Origin of the sequence: Micrococcus sp. GbtcB5 (genome assembly GCF_019091605.1) — a bacterium.
GTDB classification, from domain to species: Bacteria; Actinomycetota; Actinomycetes; order Actinomycetales; family Micrococcaceae; genus Micrococcus; species Micrococcus luteus.
Genome location: NZ_JAGXJK010000005.1, coordinates 49,019 through 65,812 on the forward strand (window position 1 = coordinate 49,019; position 16,794 = coordinate 65,812).

The 16,794-nt window shown below is 73.8% G+C and carries 14 protein-coding genes; 5 read left to right on the top strand and 9 right to left on the bottom strand.

The genetic code is table 11. The annotated features are described in order from the left end of the window. Nucleotides 1-21: 21 nt before the first annotated feature. Nucleotides 22-966 carry a type I methionyl aminopeptidase gene (gene map / locus KVS67_RS02830; protein ID WP_217564739.1) on the bottom strand — a complete coding sequence of 315 codons (945 nt, stop codon included), beginning with the start codon at nt 964-966 and terminating at the stop codon, nt 22-24. Between the two features lie 36 nt (nt 967-1,002). Between map and KVS67_RS02835 the strand changes: the two genes are divergently transcribed. Beyond that, complete coding sequence (locus tag KVS67_RS02835; protein ID WP_036340724.1) at nt 1,003-1,215, top strand: SPOR domain-containing protein; 213 nt, start codon at nt 1,003-1,005, stop codon at nt 1,213-1,215. A gap of 68 nt (nt 1,216-1,283) precedes the next feature. Here the strand turns inward: KVS67_RS02835 and panB are convergent, their stop codons facing one another. Then, on the bottom strand, nt 1,284-2,147 hold the full coding sequence (panB, locus tag KVS67_RS02840; protein ID WP_061867229.1) for a 3-methyl-2-oxobutanoate hydroxymethyltransferase: 864 nt from the start codon (nt 2,145-2,147) through the stop codon (nt 1,284-1,286). Nucleotides 2,148-2,183: 36 nt separating this feature from the next. Here panB and glnA (KVS67_RS02845) point away from each other — a divergent pair, with 36 nt between their 5' ends. Next, a complete protein-coding gene (gene glnA / locus KVS67_RS02845) occupies nt 2,184-3,524 on the top strand; it encodes a type I glutamate--ammonia ligase (protein WP_036383058.1) in 1,341 nt (446 codons plus the stop codon). A gap of 10 nt (nt 3,525-3,534) precedes the next feature. Then, nucleotides 3,535-6,657: a bifunctional [glutamine synthetase] adenylyltransferase/[glutamine synthetase]-adenylyl-L-tyrosine phosphorylase gene (locus tag KVS67_RS02850; RefSeq protein WP_082836649.1), complete on the top strand. Its 3,123-nt coding sequence runs from the start codon at nt 3,535-3,537 to the stop codon at nt 6,655-6,657. Between the two features lie 66 nt (nt 6,658-6,723). Here the strand turns inward: KVS67_RS02850 and KVS67_RS02855 are convergent, their stop codons facing one another. Further along, nucleotides 6,724-7,728, bottom strand: a complete 1,005-nt coding sequence (locus KVS67_RS02855; RefSeq protein ID WP_036314199.1) for an LLM class flavin-dependent oxidoreductase — start codon at nt 7,726-7,728, stop codon at nt 6,724-6,726. Between the two features lie 153 nt (nt 7,729-7,881). Next, nucleotides 7,882-9,306, bottom strand: a complete 1,425-nt coding sequence (gene glnA / locus KVS67_RS02860; protein WP_036314201.1) for a type I glutamate--ammonia ligase — start codon at nt 9,304-9,306, stop codon at nt 7,882-7,884. Between the two features lie 151 nt (nt 9,307-9,457). On the opposite strand from glnA (KVS67_RS02860), the gene KVS67_RS02865 reads away from it, so the two are divergent. Then, complete coding sequence (locus tag KVS67_RS02865) at nt 9,458-9,958, top strand: RDD family protein (RefSeq protein ID WP_049146950.1); 501 nt, start codon at nt 9,458-9,460, stop codon at nt 9,956-9,958. A gap of 77 nt (nt 9,959-10,035) precedes the next feature. On the opposite strand, the gene KVS67_RS02870 is transcribed toward KVS67_RS02865, so the two are convergent. Genes KVS67_RS02870 through lipB form a run of 3 tightly spaced genes read right to left on the bottom strand, consistent with a single transcriptional unit; the run spans nt 10,036 to nt 12,580 of the window. Further along, nucleotides 10,036-10,848: a DUF4191 domain-containing protein gene (locus tag KVS67_RS02870; protein WP_036314203.1), complete on the bottom strand. Its 813-nt coding sequence runs from the start codon at nt 10,846-10,848 to the stop codon at nt 10,036-10,038. A gap of 26 nt (nt 10,849-10,874) precedes the next feature. Beyond that, complete coding sequence (lipA, locus tag KVS67_RS02875) at nt 10,875-11,882, bottom strand: lipoyl synthase (protein ID WP_036383060.1); 1,008 nt, start codon at nt 11,880-11,882, stop codon at nt 10,875-10,877. Further along, complete coding sequence (lipB, locus tag KVS67_RS02880; protein WP_036314221.1) at nt 11,879-12,580, bottom strand: lipoyl(octanoyl) transferase LipB; 702 nt, start codon at nt 12,578-12,580, stop codon at nt 11,879-11,881. The genes lipA and lipB overlap by 4 nt, the downstream gene beginning before the upstream one ends. Nucleotides 12,581-12,688: 108 nt before the next feature. Here lipB and KVS67_RS02885 point away from each other — a divergent pair, with 108 nt between their 5' ends. After that, a complete protein-coding gene (locus KVS67_RS02885) occupies nt 12,689-14,359 on the top strand; it encodes a serine/threonine-protein kinase (protein ID WP_063189717.1) in 1,671 nt (556 codons plus the stop codon). A 116-nt stretch (nt 14,360-14,475) separates the two neighbouring features. Here KVS67_RS02885 and KVS67_RS02890 read toward each other — a convergent pair whose 3' ends face one another. Both KVS67_RS02890 and sucB read right to left on the bottom strand, forming a co-directional pair. Beyond that, nucleotides 14,476-14,820 (bottom strand): hypothetical protein, encoded by a 345-nt coding sequence (locus tag KVS67_RS02890; protein WP_010078527.1) that lies wholly within the window; start codon nt 14,818-14,820, stop codon nt 14,476-14,478. An 18-nt stretch (nt 14,821-14,838) separates the two neighbouring features. Next, nucleotides 14,839-16,704: a 2-oxoglutarate dehydrogenase, E2 component, dihydrolipoamide succinyltransferase gene (gene sucB / locus KVS67_RS02895; protein WP_063189715.1), complete on the bottom strand. Its 1,866-nt coding sequence runs from the start codon at nt 16,702-16,704 to the stop codon at nt 14,839-14,841. Nucleotides 16,705-16,794: the final 90 nt, after the last annotated feature.

Consider the following 16,794-nt stretch of genomic DNA (forward strand, 5'->3'; position numbering starts at 1 on the left):
GGCCCCCAGCTTAGTGCCGGGTCACGGCAGCGTGAGAATCTCCGCGCCGTCGTCCGTGACCACGATCGTGTGCTCGAACTGCGCGGTGCGACGGCGGTCGCGGGTCACCACGGTCCAGCCGTCGTCCCACTGGTCCCACTCGATCGTGCCGAGGGTGAGCATCGGCTCGATGGTGAACACCATGCCGGGCACGAGCAGGCGGTCGTGGGCCGGGGCCGCGTCGTAGTGGGGGATCACGAGGCCGGAGTGGAAGTCCACGCCCACGCCGTGGCCGATGAAGTCGCGCACCACGCCGTAGCCGAAGCGCTTGGCGTAGGACTCGATGGCGCGGCCGATCACGTTGACCTGACGGCCGGGCTTCACGGCGCGGATGCCGCGGCGCAGGGCCTCCTCGGTGCGCTCGACGAGCAGCCGGGACTCCTCGTCCACGTCGCCGACCAGGTAGGTGCGGTTGTGGTCCCCGTGGACGCCGTCCAGGTACGCGGTGATGTCCAGGTTGACGATGTCCCCGTCCTCCAGGACGGTGCCGTCCGGGATGCCGTGGCAGATGACCTCGTTGATCGAGGTGCAGATGGACCGCGGGAAGCCGCGGTAGCCCAGGCAGGACGGGTAGGCGCCGCGCTCCACGACGAAGGCGTGCGCGATCCGGTCCAGCTCGTCCGTGGTGACGCCCGGGCGGATGTGGGCGGCGGTGTGCTCCATGGCCTGCGCGGCCAGGCGGCCGGCGGCGCGGATCCGCTCGATGCCGGCGGCGTCGTAGACGTCCGAGGCGTTGCCCTCGTCCGGGGTGGCCTTGCCGACGTACTCGGGGCGCGGGATCGCGGCCGGCACGGGCGGGGCGGGGGACGGGGCCCCGGGCGTCAGAGTGCCGACGGGGGCGAGCGACCCGGGCTCCGGTGCGGTGGGGCCCGCGGGGCGGGGACCGTTGTGGCTGGACGGGACGGCGGGGTTCTGACGCTGGGACATGTCCTCCAGCCTATCGGCCCGGCTATTGTGGCCCCCATGACCGAGACGAGCGAGTTCTGGTACAACGTCAACACGCATCAGGTGGAGGTGGGCGCCCAGTCGGACTGGTCCCAGCTGCTGGGCCCGTTCGGCACCCGTGAGGAGGCCCAGGCCGCGATGGACCGCGTGCGGGCGAACAACGAGGCCGCCGACGCGGAGGACGCGCGCGACGACGACTGGGACAGCCGTCCCGTCGATGACGCCTCCTGACCGCGGCACCGGACGACACCGGGCCCCCGTCCTGAGGGACGGGGGCCCGGTCGTCGCACGGGGCGGGTTCAGCCCTCGAAGCCGTGCTCCGGGGCCGGGAACGCGCCGTCGAGCACGTCCGCGCGATAGGCCCGGACCGCCTCACCCACGACCTCGTGCAGGCGGGCGTACTGACGGACGAACCGGGGCACCCGTCCCTCGCGTAGACCGAGCATGTCCTGCCACACGAGCACCTGGCCCGTGGTGCCCGGGCCCGCGCCGATGCCCACGGTGGGCACCCGCAGTGCGGCGTCGACGGCGGCGGCGACGTCCGAGGGGACCATCTCCATCAGGACGGCGAACGCCCCCGCGGCCTCGAGGGCCCGGGCCGACACGGTCATCCGCTCGGCCGCCCCCGCGCCGCGGCCCTGCACCCGGTAGCCGCCGAGCACGTGCTCGGACTGCGGGGTGAAGCCGATGTGGGCCATGACCGCGACGCCGGCGGCCGTCATCGCGGCCACGTGCTCGGCGAAGCGCTCGTCGCCCTCCACCTTGACGGCGTGCGCGCCGGACTCCTTCACGAGGCGGACGGCCGACTCGACGGCCTGCCGCGGGGAGGCCTCGTACGAGCCGAAGGGCAGGTCCGCGACCACGAGGGCACGCTCGGCACCGCGCACCACGGCCTGGGTGAACAGGATCATCTGGTCCAGGGTGACCGGCAGGGTGGTGGGGTGGCCCAGCACGGTGTTGCCCACCGAGTCGCCCACGAGCAGCACCTCGACGCCGGCCTCGTCGAACAGGGCCGCCGTCATCGCGTCGTAGGTGGTGAGCATCGCGAAGCGCCGGCCCTCGTCCTTGGCCCGCTGCAGGTGGACCGTCCGGTACCGGGACGGGGCGGGCGGACCGTAGGGGGCGGTGTCGTCAGGCTGCCGGGGGGACTGGGGAGCAGACATGGGCCGGAGTCTACGCGGCGCGTCTAGAGTGGCGGCATGGATCGACAGCAGGACTACGTGCTCCGCACCATCGAGGACCGGGACGTCAGGTTTGTCCGGCTCTGGTTCACGGACGTGATCGGCACGCTGAAGTCGGTGGCCCTGTCTCCGGCCGAGGTGGAGAACGCCTTCACGGAGGGCCTGGGCTTCGACGGCTCCTCGATCGACGGATACACCCGCATCTCCGAGTCAGACATGCTGCTGCAGCCCGACCCCTCGACCTTCCAGATCCTGCCGTGGCGCGGCGACCAGGGACAGAGCTCCCGGATGTTCTGCGACGTGCTCACCCCGGACGGCCGACCCGCCCCCGCCGACCCGCGGCACGTGCTGCGCCGCGTGCTGGACCGGGCCGCAGACCGGGGCTTCACGTGCTTCACCCACCCGGAGATCGAGTTCTACCTCCTCCAGTCGGACCAGCCCGGCCCGGACGGGGAGCCGGTGCCCGTGGACCGCGCGGGCTACTTCGACAACGTGCCCGGCTCCGACGCGGCCGACTTCCGCCGCGACGCCGTCAGCCTCCTCGAGGGGATGGGCATCTCCGTCGAGTTCAGCCACCACGAGAACGGCCCCGGCCAGAACGAGATCGACCTGCGCGCGGCGGACGCGCTCACGACGGCGGACAACGTGATGACGTTCCGGACCGTCGTCAAGGAGGTCGCCGCCGCCCAGGGCACGTACGCCACGTTCATGCCCAAGCCGTTCTCCGAGCACCCCGGCTCGGGCATGCACACCCACTTCTCCCTCTTCGAGGGTGACGCGAACGCGTTCTACGACCCGGCGGACGAGTTCCGGCTCTCCGTCACGGGCCGCCGGTTCATCGCGGGCCTGCTGCGCCACTCCGTGGAGATCACCGCGGTGACCCACCAGTTCGTGAACTCCTACAAGCGCCTGTGGGGCGGCGGCGAGGCGCCCTCGTACGTCTCCTGGGGCCACAACAACCGTTCCGCGCTCGTGCGCGTGCCCCTGTACAAGCCGGACAAGGCCGGCTCGGCCCGCATTGAGTACCGCGGCATCGACGCCTCGGCCAACCCGTACCTGGCCTACGCCCTGCTGATCGCGGCCGGGCTCAAGGGCATCGAGGAGGGCTACGAGCTGCCCGAGTCCGCCGCCGAGGACGTCAGCGCGCTGACCACCCACGAGCGGCGCGTGCTCGGCCACGTCCCCCTGCCCGGCACCCTGCACGACGCCCTGCGCGCCGCCGAGGAGTCCGAGTTCGTGGCATCCGTGCTGGGCGAGCACGTCTTCGACGCCCTGCTGCGCAACAAGCGCCAGGAATGGGACGACTACCGGGTGGAGGTCACGCCGTACGAGCTGCGGCGCTACCTCTCCGGCCTCTGAGGCGCCGGCCGTGTCCGCCCTGCCCGACGCGGCGACCGCCGACGCCCCGGACCGCCGCACCCTCGCGCACGCCGGCGTCGCCGACGCCGGCCGCGTGCAGACGCTGCTCACCTCGCCCGAGTTCGAGGGCGTGGACGTGCGTCCCCTCGTCGAGCTCCTCGGCCACGCCGCCGATCCCGACCGGGCCCTGCTGCTGTGGGTGCGCCTGGCCGAGCGCGAGCCCCGCGTCCACCACGCCCTCCGGGACCCCGGGACGACGGCCCGCCTGCTGCGGCTGCTCGGCGCCTCCGAGGCCCTCGGCGAGTTCCTCATCCGCCGTCCCGAGCACCTGGACCTCGTCCTCGACCCGGACGCGGCCGCCGCCACCGCGCCCGCCCTCGCCCAGCCCGACCCGACCGCCGGCGAGCCCTGGGGTGATGCGTCCGCCGCCCTGCGCCGCCTGCTCCTGGACTCGGTGGGCGCCGACCCGGACGCCGACCGCCCCCTCGCGGCCGTCACCGGCAAGGACGCCGCCGTCGCCCTGCGCCGCGCCTACCGCCGCCAGCTGGCCGCGATCGCCCTGCGTGACCTCGACTCCGCCGAGCCCACGGCGGCCATGCCCTCGGTGGGCCGCTGGCTCGCGGACCTGGCCGGCGCCGCCGTGGACGCGGCGCTCGCCGTCTCACGGGCCGTCCTCACCGAGCGGGAGGGCCCCGTGGTGGACCGCCTGGACCTCGCCGTGATCGGCATGGGCAAGTGCGGCGCCGGCGAGCTCAACTACGTCTCGGACGTGGACGTCGTGTTCGCCCACGCCGTCCGCGAGGCCGTGGACGGCGCGGACCCCGACGCCCAGGTCCCGGACGGGCCGCGCGCCGCCGCGCTCGCGGCCGAGCTGGCCGCGGGCATCGGCCGCGTGATCCAGGGTGCGGCCCCCGAGCCGGGGCTGTGGGAAGTGGACGCCAACCTGCGTCCCGAGGGCAAGGACGGCGCCCTGAGCCGCACCGTGGAGTCCCACGCCGAGTACTACCGCCGCTGGGCCCACGGCTGGGAGTTCCAGGCCCTGCTCAAGGCCCGTCCCATCGCGGGCTCGCCACAGCTCGGCGAGCGCTACATCGCGGAGATCTGGCCCCGGGTGTGGGAGTCCTCCTCGCGCGACGGGTTCGTCGAGTCCGTCCGGGCCATGCGCGCCCGGGTCCTGGACACCCTCGCCCCCGCGGAGCGCGAGCGGGAGATCAAGCTCGGGCCCGGCGGTCTGCGCGACGTCGAGTTCACGGCCCAGCTGCTCCAGCTCGTGCACGGCCGTGCGGACGAGTCGCTGCGGGTGCGCGGCACGCTCGACGCGGTGCGGGCGCTGCACGCCGCCTCCTACGTCACCACGCGAGACGCGCGGGCGTTCGACGAGCACTACCGGTGGCTGCGCACCCTCGAGCACCGCATCCAGCTCGTGCACCTGCGGCGCACCCACCTGATGCCGGTCAAGGAAGAGGCCCGCCGCGTCGTCGCCCGGTCGATGCGCGGCGCCGCCGACCGGGGCCCCGCCACCGGCGAGGACCTCCAGGCCGAGTTCACGCGCGTGCGCCGCGCCGTGCGCGGTCTCCACGAGACCGTGTTCTACCGGCCGCTGCTGTCGACGACGGCCGCCCTGTCCGCCGAGGACGTGCGGCTGTCCGCGGAGGCCGTCCGCGACCGCCTGGCGGCGCTGGGCTACCGCGACCCGCAGGGCGCCCTGCGGCACATCGAGGCCCTCACGCAGGGCGTCTCGCGCCGGGCCGCGGTCCAGCGGCAGCTGCTGCCGGCCATGCTCGGGTGGTTCGCGCGGGGCGCCGACCCCGACGGCGGCCTGCTCGCCTTCCGCCGGCTCTCCGAGTCGCTCGGCGGCACGGCCTGGTATCTGCGGATGCTCCGCGACTCCTCGGACGCCGCCCGGCGGCTGTGCCTAGTCCTGTCCGGCTCCCGGTTCGTGGGGGACCTGCTCGAGCACTCGCCCGAGGCCGTGGCCTGGGTGGGGGACGACCGGGAGCTCGACCCCCGGGGCGCCATACAGCTCTGGCGCCAGGTCGACGCGCGGCTCGACCGCCGCGTGGCCGCGCAGGAGGCCCCGGCCGCCGTCCGCCACGTGCGGCAGGTGCGCCGCAGCGAGACCCTGCGCGTGGCCCTGGCGGACATCTCGGGGCTGCTGGACCTCGAGGCCGTCACCGGGGCCCTGTCGGACATCGACCAGATCACCGTCGTCGGCGCCCTGCGCGTGGCCTCGCGCGCCGTCGTCGGGGACGCCGACCCGCTCACCGACGTGCTCGTGGTGGCCATGGGCCGCCAGGGCGGCCGGGAGATCACCTACGGCTCGGACCTCGACGCCCTGTTCGTGCACCGGCCACGCCCCGGCGTCGACGAGGGGCGGGCGCGCGAGCAGGCCGAGGAGGTCGTGCGGACGCTGATGTCCCTGCTGCACCGCCCCGCGACCCCGCCGCTGCCCGGCGAGCGGCCGCTCGAGGTGGACGCCGACCTGCGCCCCGAGGGGCGCCAGGGGCCGCTCGTGCGCACCCTGGACTCGTACCGGGAGTACTACGGGCGCTGGGCGGAGATGTGGGAGCGTCAGGCGCTGCTGCGCGCCCGGCCCCTGGCCGGCGACGACGACCTGGCCACCGACTTCCGGCGGTGGGCCGACGGGGTCCGCTACGCCGGGGACCTGACCACCGCGGACGCGCGGGAGATCCGGCGCATCAAGGCCCGTGTGGAGGCCGAGCGCCTGCCCCGCGGCGCGGACCCCTCCCGGCACGTCAAGCTCGGCCGCGGCGGGCTCTCGGACGTGGAGTGGCTGGTGCAGTCCCTGCAGCTGCGCCACGCGGGAGAGGTCGAGGACCTGCGGGTCACCGGCACGCTGCCGGCCCTGCGGGCGATCGCCCGGCACGGGCTGCTGCCCGAGGCCGAGGTCGCCGTGCTGGAGGAGGCGTGGCTGCTGGCCACCCGGATCCGCGCCGCCCTGCTGCTGTGGACGGGCAAGGTCTCGGACGTGCTGCCCACGAACATGCGCGACCTCGAGGCCGTGGCCCGCCTCAGCGGGGTGGGCACGACCGGCGGGGAGCTCGAGGAGCGCTACCTGCGGGTGACCCGCCTGGCCCGTCAGGTGTTCGAGACCCGGTTCTACGGGCTCTGAACGACGCCGGCCCGCCACCTCGACGGGGTGGCGGGCCGGCCGTGCTCCGGTGTCACGAGCGCCGGCTCAGGCGCGCACGACGTGCTCCCCGAGCAGCTCCAGGGTGCGTCGCCGCACGCCGGCGTCCTGGGCCGCCGTCGTGATGATCAGCTCGTCCGCCTGGACCCGCGCCGCGAAGTCGTGCAGCCACGCCGCCGTCGTCGGGCCGGTGCCCACGGCCGTGCACTCGAGCATCCCGAGCACCTGCTGACCGGCGGGGGAGTGCAGCAGCATCTCGACCTCGTCGTCGGTGAGGGTGCGGCCCCGGCCGAGCATCATCCGGATGCGCGCCCGCTGCGCGGCCTGCCACTCCCGCTCGGCCACCTCCTCGGTGTCCGCGGCGATCACGTTGGCCGCCGCGATGAAGTGCGGCTCCGCGAGGGCCTCGGAGGGCTCGAAGTGCTCCCGGTACAGGCGCGCCGCATGCTCGAGCATCTGCGGTGCGAAGTGGCTCGCGAACGCGTAGCCCAGGCCGAGCTGCGCGGCCAGCTGGGCGCCGAACGCCGAGGAGCCGAGGATGTACAGCGGCACGTTGGTGCCCTTGCCGGGGTAGGCGTCGATGCCGGGGATCAGGCTCTGGCCGGTGAGGTAGCCCTGCAGCTCGAGCACGTCCTGCGGGAAGCGCTCGGCCGCCGACGGATCCCGGCGCAGCGCCTGCAGCGTCCGCTGGTCGGTGCCGGGGGCGCGACCCAGGCCCAGGTCGATGCGGCCGGGGTGCAGCTCGGCCAGGGTGCCGAACTGCTCGGCGATCACCAGCGGCGAGTGGTTGGGCAGCATGACGCCGCCGGAGCCGAGGCGGATCGAGTCGGTGTGCGCGGCCACGTGCGCGATGAGTACGGCCGTGGCGGAGGAGGCGATGGAGGGCATGTTGTGGTGCTCCGCGTACCAGACGCGCCGGAAGCCGGCGGCCTCGGCGACGCGGGCCTGCTCCACGGATTCGGCGAAGGCTTCGCCCATCGGGGCGCCGTCGCGGACGAGGGCGAGGTCCAGCAGGGACAGCGGCAGGGGGGTGGGGGCGGTGTGCTCGGTCATGGTGCTCCTGGTCTGCGGGCCGCCCGGCCGGGCGGAGGTCTCCACAGATCCAGCGCCCACCGGCCCCGGACTATTCCGCGGCCGGGCACGACGACGGCCGCCCGCCTCCGGCGTGGGAGACGAACGGCCGTCGTCGGGGCCGCGGCGGGCGGATCAGACCGAGTAGTACAGCTCGAACTCGTAGGGGTTCGGGCGCAGGGCCAGCGGGGCGATCTCCATCTCGCGCTTGTACGCGATCCAGGTCTCGATCAGCTCCTCGGTGAACACGTCGCCGGCCAGGAGGAACTCGTGGTCCTCCTCGAGGGCGTTCAGGGCCTCGTCCAGGGTGGCGGGTGCCTTCTGGATGTCGGCGGCCTCCTCGGCCGGCAGCTCGTAGAGGTCCTTGTCGATCGGCTCGGCCGGCTCGATGCGGTTGCGGATGCCGTCCAGGCCGGCCATCAGCTGCGCGGCGAACGCGAGGTACGGGTTGCCCGAGGCGTCCGGGGCGCGGAACTCGATGCGCTTGGCCTTCGGGTTGGAGCCGGTGATCGGGATGCGGATGCCCGCCGAGCGGTTGCCCTGCGAGTAAACCATGTTCACGGGGGCCTCGAAGCCCGGCACCAGGCGGCGGTAGGAGTTCACCGTGGGGTTGGTGAAGGCCAGGACCGCGGAGGCGTGCTTCAGCAGGCCGCCGATGTACCAGCGGGCGGTGTCCGAGAGGTTCGCGTAGCCCTTCTCGTCGAAGAACAGCGGCTCGCCGCCGTTCCACAGGGACTGGTGGCAGTGCATGCCGGAGCCGTTGTCGCCGAAGACGGGCTTGGGCATGAAGGTCGCGGACTTGCCGAACATGTTGGCGACGTTCTTGACGACGTACTTGAACTTCTGCAGGTCGTCCGCCGAGTGGGTCAGCGTGTTGAAGCGGTAGTTGATCTCCGCCTGGCCCGCGGCGCCCACCTCGTGGTGGGAGCGCTCTACCTCGAGGCCGACCTCGGCCAGGACCGAGCAGATCTCGTCGCGCAGGTCGGCCTGCTTGTCCGTGGGGGAGACGGGGAAGTAGCCGCCCTTGAGGCCGGTCTTGTGGCTCAGGTTGCCGCCCTCGTCCTCGCGGGAGGCGTTCCACCAGGCCTCGTCCGAGTCCACGGCGTAGAACGAGCCGCGGGGGGAGGACTCGTAGCGGACGTCCTCGAAGATGAAGAACTCGGCCTCGGGGGCGAAGAACGCCGTGTCGGCGATGCCGGAGGAGCTCAGGTAGGCCTCCGCGCGCTGGGCCACGCCGCGCGGGTCGCGCAGGTAGGGCTCGCCGGTGCGGGGGTTCACGATGGAGAAGTTCATCGTGAGGGTCTTGCGGACCCGGAAGGGGTCCACGAAGGCCGTCGCGACGTCCGGGATGAGCTGCATGTCGGACTCGGCGATGCCGGCGAAGCCCCGGATCGAGGAGCCGTCGAAGAGCTGGCCCGTGACGAAGAAGTCCTCGTCGACGCTCGAGGCGGGCACGTTGAAGTGGTGCTGCATGCCGGGGAGGTCGGTGAAGCGGACGTCGACGAACTCGATCCCCTCATCCTTGATGTACGCGAGGACGTCCGCGGGGGAGGTGAACATGGTGCGCTCCTGTGGTCGTGACGATGGTGGCATGTCCGGCACGGCGGCGCTGGCGTGGCGGGTGTCATCACCCTACTTGCCCGGCGGCCTCCGTGGGCGTCGGTGACGCCCCACGGCGAGCCTCGCGGTTCCGCGCCGGTAGGCTGGGCCGGTGGCACGCAGAGCACCCGACCCCGCGCAAGAGCCCGAACCGACCCGCCGCGACGAGCCGCTGATCACCCGGCGCGACCTCGCCGGCTGGGTGGACGGTCCGGGCGGCGGCCTGGCCGGCGGCCGCTGGCCGGGGGACCTGCTGGGCCTCCCCGAGCACGGCCCGACCTCGATGGCCACTGCGGCCCGCCGCGCCGTCGCCCTCGTGATCGACTGGTTCCTGGCCCTGGGCGTGTCCTGGCTGCTCTTCGACTCCGACGCGATCGCCACCCTGATGGTCTTCGCCACCATGCACATCCTGGGCATCACCCTGCTGGCCACCACCGTGGGCAAGGCCGTGTGCCGCACCCAGGTGGTGCGCCTCGGCGGCCGGACCGCCCCCGTGCACCGCGTGGTGGTGCGCACGGCGCTGCTGTGCCTCGTGCTGCCGGCCGTCGTCGTCGGCCCGGACGGCCGCGGCATGCACGACAAGGTCGCCGGCACCGTCGAGATCCGCATGTGAGCGCACCGGCCCGCGCCGGACGACGCCGGATCCGACTCGACGCGAGGCCGGACACGACGAAAGGGGGGCGTCGGCGCTCAGCGGCCGCGCATGGCGCGCCGGCTCGGGCGCACCTTGTTCGGGTCGACGCCCTTGGGGATGGGCAGCCGGTTGGTGTTGAGCGCGGTCAGACGCTTGTCCACGGCCTGGACCTCCTGCGCCGTGAGGGCCTTCTTCATGCCCTTGAGCGTGCCGGGCAGCTCGTGCAGCGGGACCTGGCCCTGACCGTTGCCGGACTCCACCACGGTGACGGGCACGCCGGGCAGGAAGCGGCGCATGGCCTTCTCCTCCTTGACCACCAGCGCGGCGACGCGGGGGGAGGGGCCCTCCGTCACCAGCACGACGCCCGGCCGGCCCACGGCGCGGTAGACGAGGTCCTGGGTCTTCGGGTTCACGGCGGCCGGCTGCTCGGACACGATCCAGCCGCGGCCCAGCGTGGAGAGCGCGGCGCCGGCGGCGCCGGGGCGGCCCTCGAGCTGGGCGAACCCGGCGCGGCGCGCCTTCCGGTTCAGGATGACGACGGCGGCGAGCACACCGAACGGGATCGCGATGAGCAGCCACGTGATCCAGTTGTCCAGCAGGAGGCCGATGACGAGGCCGACGACCAGGGCGCCCAGGAAGGCCAGCAGCATCCACAGTCCGACCTTGGGGTCGTGCGCCTTGGTCATGGCGTAGGCCTGCTTGAGCTGGGAGATCACGCCCGGGCCCTTCGTGGCGCGCTTGTCCCGGCGCTGGGCCTTCGCCTGCTCCTTCTCGCGGAGGCGACGCTCGCGCTGCATGGCCTTGACCTCCTTGAGCGTGGCGGAGGTGGAGCCGGAGGAGGACGCGGGGGGCTGGCTGTTCTTCGTCATGACGGGGTCCAGTCTAGTCGGGCGGCTCAGGACATCTGGGCGACGACGGCGGAGGCCTCCTGGCGGGCGGTCTTCTCCCCGGCCAGGTGCGCCAGGTTCTCCGGCAGGGTCCGGCCGAGGCGCTGCATGGCCTGCGCATAGAGCTTGCCCGCGCGGTACGACGAGCGCACCAGCGGGCCCGCCATGACGCCCTGGAAACCGATCTCCTCGGCGCGCTGGGACCACTGGACGAACTCCTGCGGCTTCACCCAGCGGTCGATGGGGTGGTGCAGCTTCGAGGGCCGCACGTACTGCGTGATGGTGATGATGTCGCAGCCGGCCTCGTGCAGGTCCACCAGGGCCTGGTCGATCTCGTGGTCCTCCTCGCCCATGCCGAGGATGAGGTTGGACTTGGTCACGAGCCCGTCGGCCTTGGCCATCGTGAGCACCCGGAGGGACTTCTCGTACGTGAAGGCCGGGCGGATGCGCTTGAAGATGCGCGGCACCGTCTCCAGGTTGTGCGCGAACACCTCGGGCCGCGCGTCGAACACCTGCTGGACGAGCTCCGGCACCGCGCCGAAGTCCGGCGGCAGGATCTCGACGCCGGTCCCCGGGTTGAGCGCGTGGATGCGGCGGATGGTCTCCGCGTAGAGCCACGCCGCGCCGTCCTTCTGGTCGTCACGGGCCACGCCCGTGACGGTGGCGTACCGCAGGTCCATCTCGCGGATGTTCTCGGCGACCTTCTGCGGCTCCTCCATGTCCAGGGGGCGCGGCTTGCCGGAGGTGATGTCGCAGAAGTCACACCGGCGGGTGCAGATGTCGCCGCCGATGAGGAACGTGGCCTCGCGGTCCTCCCAGCACTCGAAGATGTTGGGGCAGCCGGCCTCCTCGCACACGGTGTGCAGGCCGGCGGACTTGACCTTGTTCTTCAGGCCGATGTACTCGGGGCCCATGTGGACCTTGGCCTTGATCCACTCGGGCTTGCGCTCGACGGGCACCTCGGCGTTGCGCGCCTCCACGCGCAGCAGGCGGCGTCCTTCGGGGGCGAGGCTCATGCGGGGATACCTTCCGTGGGGGTGACGGCGATGTACGCAGGCCCGAGCTCGTCCAGATGACGGGTGAGCACCGGCACGACGTCGGCCGGGGTGATGGTCCGGCCCGTCTCGACCGACAGGGTGGTGGTGGCGGCGTCCGTGATGCCGCACGCGATGATGCCCTCGTAGGGGGCCAGGGAGTTGGAGCAGTTCAGTGCGAAGCCGTGCATCGAGACGCCGTCGTGGATGGACAGGCCGATGGCGCCGACCTTGCGGTCCGGGCGGGCCGTGCCGTCGTCGTCCCGGTCCGCGAGGACCCAGATGCCTGCCCGCCCGTCCACGCGGACGGCCGTGACGCCGAACTCGGCGGCGGTGCGGATCAGCAGCTCCTCGAGGAACCAGACGTAGTCCTTGACGTGGGCACGGTCGCGCAGCCGGACCACGGGGTAGCCGACCAGCTGGCCCGGCCCGTGCCATGTGATCTTGCCGCCGCGGTCCACGTCCACGACGGGGGCGCCGTCCGTGGGGCGCTCGGCGTCCTCGGTGCGGCGACCGGCCGTGTAGACGGCTTCGTGCTCCAGGAGGAGGAATTCGCCGTCGGAGCGGCCGGCGACGACGTCCGCGTGCAGGGCGCGCTGGGCGTCCCAGGCGGCGTGGTAGTCCACCAGGTCGGGCGCCAGGCCGAGCACGCGCAGGGGCGGCAGGGGTGTCTCGGGCATGACGTCCACTGTAGTCCTCGGGCCCGGACCTGTGGACAACCGCCGTGACGCTCGGGGACATGCGGCACCCTGGGCTGGAACGGACGGCGCGGCGGAGAGGGGAGACCGATGCGGGACTGGGACGAGGCGGACGGCGGCGCGGCCGGACGCGTCGGCGGCGGGCCGGAGACCGAACCGGAGAGGTCGTCGGAGCCGGGCACGGCTGCGCCGCGCGCCCCGGGCTGGGAACCCGTCCGGCTGCTCGGCGCGGGCGCCCAGGCGGAGGTCTGGCTCGTCGAGGACGGTCGGGGCGTCCGGGCCGCCCTGAAGGTGCCCCGTGCCGGTGCGGCGCCGGATGCGCTGGCGGCGGAGGCGCAGGCCGGACGGGTCGCGCATCCCCATCTGCTGCGCGTGCTCGGCGTGGTGGAGACGGACCGGGGCCTCGGGGTCCTCACCGAGCACCGCGCGGCCGGCACGCTGCAGGACATGGTGCAGCGGGTCGGACCCCTGAGCCCGGGGCAGGCCGTCACCGTGCTCGTCCCGATCGCCCAGGCTCTCGCGTGCCTGCACCGCGAGGGGGTGGTGCACGGCGACGTGTCCCCGGCGAACGTCCTGTTCGGCGTCGACGGCAGCCCGGCCCTCGCCGACCTCGGCGTCGCCCGGGTGGTCGGCGGGGCGTCGGGGGCCGGGGCGACGCCGGGCTTCGCGGCCCCCGAGGCGCTCGCCGCGGTGCAGGGGGCCGGGGCGGAACCGGGGGCGTCTCCGGCGGTGGGGGCGCCGAGTGACGTCCATGCGTGGGCCGCCCTGGGCTGGTACGCGCTCACCGGTCGCGCGCCGGGGGCCGCCGGGCATCGGGCGCCGCTGCCCGTCCTGGTTCCCGAAGCATCCCCCGAGCTCGCGCTGCTGCTCGATGCGGCGCTCTCCCCGGACCCGGCGGCGCGGCCGAGCGCGGAGGAGGCCGCCGCCGCCGTGTATGCGACGGCCCGGCCCGAGCCGGTCCCGCTCGGAGAGGCCGCCCCCGCCGAGGTGGCGCACCTGCTGCCCACGGTGCTGCCGGGCTCCGGGCCCACGCGGCGACGCCGACGACGCGCGGGTCCGGGACGGCGCGCGCTCGCGCGCCGACGGGGGGCGGCGCCACGCCGGGGCGTCCTCCTGGCCGCAGGGCTGGCCACCGCGCTGGCCGTGGGCGGTGGCACCGTGGGGCTGTGGTGGCCGGCGGCTCCGGGCTCGGCAGCGGAGGGGGCGCCGGAGCCGGCGGGCGCGGTGCCGGCCGGCACCGCGGTGGACGCGGCGGGCCCGGCGGACGGGACGCGGGAGAGCGGGGCGCCGGCGAGGGTGCCGGACACGGGTGCCCCCGGGGAGGACGCCGCCGGGGAGGACGCCGTCGACGTGGGCGAAACGCTGGCCGCGGTCGGCCACGCACGGACGGCCGCGCTCACCGACCCGGAGCCCGCGCGACTGGACGCCTACGCCGTGCCTGGGGGACCGGCGTGGGAGAACGACCGGGATCTGCTGCGCCGGCTGACGGACGAGGGGTTCGCCTTCTCCGGCCTCGAGGTGACGGTGGAGCAGGCCGGTCCCGCCCGGCGGGCCGGGGACGACGCGCTGCGTGTCGACGCCGTGCTCCGGACGTCGGCCCACACCGTGCTGGACCGCGCGGGACGCGTGGCGGCGCATCGGGAGGCGACGGCCGAGGAGGTCGTGCTGGTCCTGCGCAGCGGCCACGGAGAGGGCCCCGAGGGGCGGGACGGCGGCGCGGCGGGTCGGACGTGGCGGGTCGAGACCGTCGATCCGCGCTGACCCCGGGCCCGGATCCAGCGCCGGAGGCCGGCGGTCCAGACGGGGGGACGCCGCGGGCCCCGGGGAGAAGCTCCCCGGGGCCCGCGGCGTGGTGCGGCGTCAGCCGCCTGGGCTGATCACTGCCAGAGGACGGCGACCAGGATGTTCACCAGGCCCAGACCGCCCACCGCGTGGGCCAGGCCCGTGGGCACGACCTCCCCGCGGTTGGACTTGCGGCGGCCGATCAGGGCGGCCACGAAGACGATGACGCCGATCAGGAACTTGACGCCCAGCTTCATGTGGTTCGGCTCCCCGCTCATGGCGAGGCCGAAAAGCACCACGCCGGAGACGATCATGCCCACGGAGCCCCACCACTGCGAGGTGGTGACGGTCGGGTTGCGGAAGTGCGCGAACCAACCGCCCACGATCGCTGCGGCGGACACGATGTGCACGGCCACCAGGATGCTGTGCAGGATATCCACAGTCCTTCTCCCTTTCCGTCAGAGACCAAGCTCGTCGGCGAACTGACCGCCCTCGAGACGCTGACGCAGCGTCGTCAGGAAGCGGCCCGCGTCGGCCCCGTCCACCAGGCGGTGGTCGTAGGTCAGGGACAGGTACATCATGTGGCGGATGGCGATCGAGTCGTTGCCGTCCGCGTCGGTCACCACCATGGGGCGCTTGACGATCGCACCGGTGCCCAGGATCGCGACCTGCGGCTGGTTGATGATCGGCGTGTCGAACAGCGCGCCCACGGAGCCGATGTTCGTGATCGAGAACGTGCCGCCCGAGAGCTCGTCCGGCGAGATCTTGTTCGTGCGGGTGCGCTCGGCCACGTCGGCGATCTTCTGGGCGAGGCCCGTCAGGTTCAGGGAGCCGGCGTCCTTGATGACGGGCACCAGCAGCCCCTTCTCCGTGTCCACGGCGATCGCGATGTCCTCGGACGCGTGGTATGTGATCTCCTTGTTGTCCTCGGAGAACGACGCGTTCAGCTTGGGGTGCTGCTTGAGGGCCTCGGCGACCGCCTTGGTGATGAACGGCAGGTACGTCAGGTTCACGCCGGCCTGCTGCTGGAAGGAGGCCTTGGCCTTCTTGCGCAGCTGCACGATGCGGGTGACGTCCACCTCGTGCACCTGGGTCAGCTGGGCGGACAGGTCGAGGGACTCGCGCATGCGCTGGGCGATGACCTGGCGGATGCGCGGCGCCTTCTCCACCTCGCCGCGGACCGAGGGGTCCACGGAGGAGCTCGCGGCCGGGGCGGACGCAGCGGCCGGGGCGGACGACGGGGCGGCAGCCTCGGAGGCCTGCTCGGCCGGAGCCTCGGACCCGCCCGCGGCGGCCTGCGAGGCCAGCGCGGCGGCGAGCACGTCCTGCTTGCGGATGCGGCCGCCGACGCCCGTGCCGCGAACCGTGGACAGGTCCACGTTGTTCTGGTGGGCCAGGCGGCGCACCAGCGGGGTCACGTAGCCCTGGCCGGGCTCGGTGGCGGAGGGCGCCTCGGCGGACTCGGCCTGCGCGGAGTCGCGCTCGGCGGACTCGCGCCGGGAGGCCTCCTCGGACGGAGACGCCTCCGGCGTCTTCTCCGACTTCTCGGCGCCGGCGGCCTCGGCGGCCTCCTCGGTCTCCTCGGGGGCCTCGGCCTCGGTCGCCTTGTCCTCGATCTCCTCGGCGGACGCCTCGTCCTGACCGGAGGAGCCCTCCGACGGGGCGGAGCCGCCGCCGGCGGAGCCGGAGCCGACGAGTGCGAGGACGGCGCCCACCTCGACGGTGTCGTCCTCCTCCGCACGGATCTCCAGGAGGGTGCCCGCCACGGGGGAGGGGATCTCGGTGTCGACCTTGTCGGTGGAGACCTCGAGCAGCGGCTCGTCGACCTCGACCTCGTCGCCGACGGACTTCAGCCAGCGGGTCACGGTGCCCTCGGTCACGGACTCGCCCAGCGCGGGCAGGGTGACCTCGGAGGCCTCGCCGCCGGCCGACGGGGCCCCGTCCGAGCCCTGGTCGGTGGAGGCGCGCTCCTCCGGAGCCGGCTCGCCTGCGGGCTCCTGCTGGGCGTCGTCCTGCTGCGCCTCCTCGACGGCGGGCTCCTCGGCCGCGGCGTCGTCCTCCGACGCGTCGGCGGAGCCGCCGCCGGAGCCGTCGCCGATCGTGGCCAGCGGGGCGCCGACCTCGACCGTGTCGTCCTCCTCGACCAGGATCTCCTCGAGCACGCCGGCCACGGGGGACGGGATCTCGGTGTCGACCTTGTCGGTGGAGACCTCCACCAGGGGCTCGTCGACGGCGACCTCGTCGCCGACGGCCTTGAGCCAGCGGGTCACGGTGCCCTCGGTGACGGATTCGCCCAGGGCGGGCAGGTTCACGGTTTCAGACATGGTTCCGATGCTCCTCATGAGGGGTGGGCGCCGGGGGCGCCCACCCGGGGTTGCGAGGTGGGCCCGACGCACGGACCCGGGATGGTCAGT

What these genes read in the sequence shown, in the direction of transcription:
- map (WP_217564739.1), bottom strand. Translation starts at nt 966, where the DNA reads ATGTCCCAGCGTCAGAACCCCGCCGTCCCGTCCAGCCACAACGGTCCC.
- KVS67_RS02835 (WP_036340724.1), top strand. Translation starts at nt 1,003, where the DNA reads ATGACCGAGACGAGCGAGTTCTGGTACAACGTCAACACGCATCAGGTG.
- panB (WP_061867229.1), bottom strand. Translation starts at nt 2,147, where the DNA reads ATGTCTGCTCCCCAGTCCCCCCGGCAGCCTGACGACACCGCCCCCTAC.
- glnA (WP_036383058.1), top strand. Translation starts at nt 2,184, where the DNA reads ATGGATCGACAGCAGGACTACGTGCTCCGCACCATCGAGGACCGGGAC.
- KVS67_RS02855 (WP_036314199.1), bottom strand. Translation starts at nt 7,728, where the DNA reads ATGACCGAGCACACCGCCCCCACCCCCCTGCCGCTGTCCCTGCTGGAC.
- glnA (WP_036314201.1), bottom strand. Translation starts at nt 9,306, where the DNA reads ATGTTCACCTCCCCCGCGGACGTCCTCGCGTACATCAAGGATGAGGGG.
- KVS67_RS02870 (WP_036314203.1), bottom strand. Translation starts at nt 10,848, where the DNA reads ATGACGAAGAACAGCCAGCCCCCCGCGTCCTCCTCCGGCTCCACCTCC.
- lipA (WP_036383060.1), bottom strand. Translation starts at nt 11,882, where the DNA reads ATGAGCCTCGCCCCCGAAGGACGCCGCCTGCTGCGCGTGGAGGCGCGC.
- lipB (WP_036314221.1), bottom strand. Translation starts at nt 12,580, where the DNA reads ATGCCCGAGACACCCCTGCCGCCCCTGCGCGTGCTCGGCCTGGCGCCC.
- KVS67_RS02885 (WP_063189717.1), top strand. Translation starts at nt 12,689, where the DNA reads ATGCGGGACTGGGACGAGGCGGACGGCGGCGCGGCCGGACGCGTCGGC.
- sucB (WP_063189715.1), bottom strand. Translation starts at nt 16,704, where the DNA reads ATGTCTGAAACCGTGAACCTGCCCGCCCTGGGCGAATCCGTCACCGAG.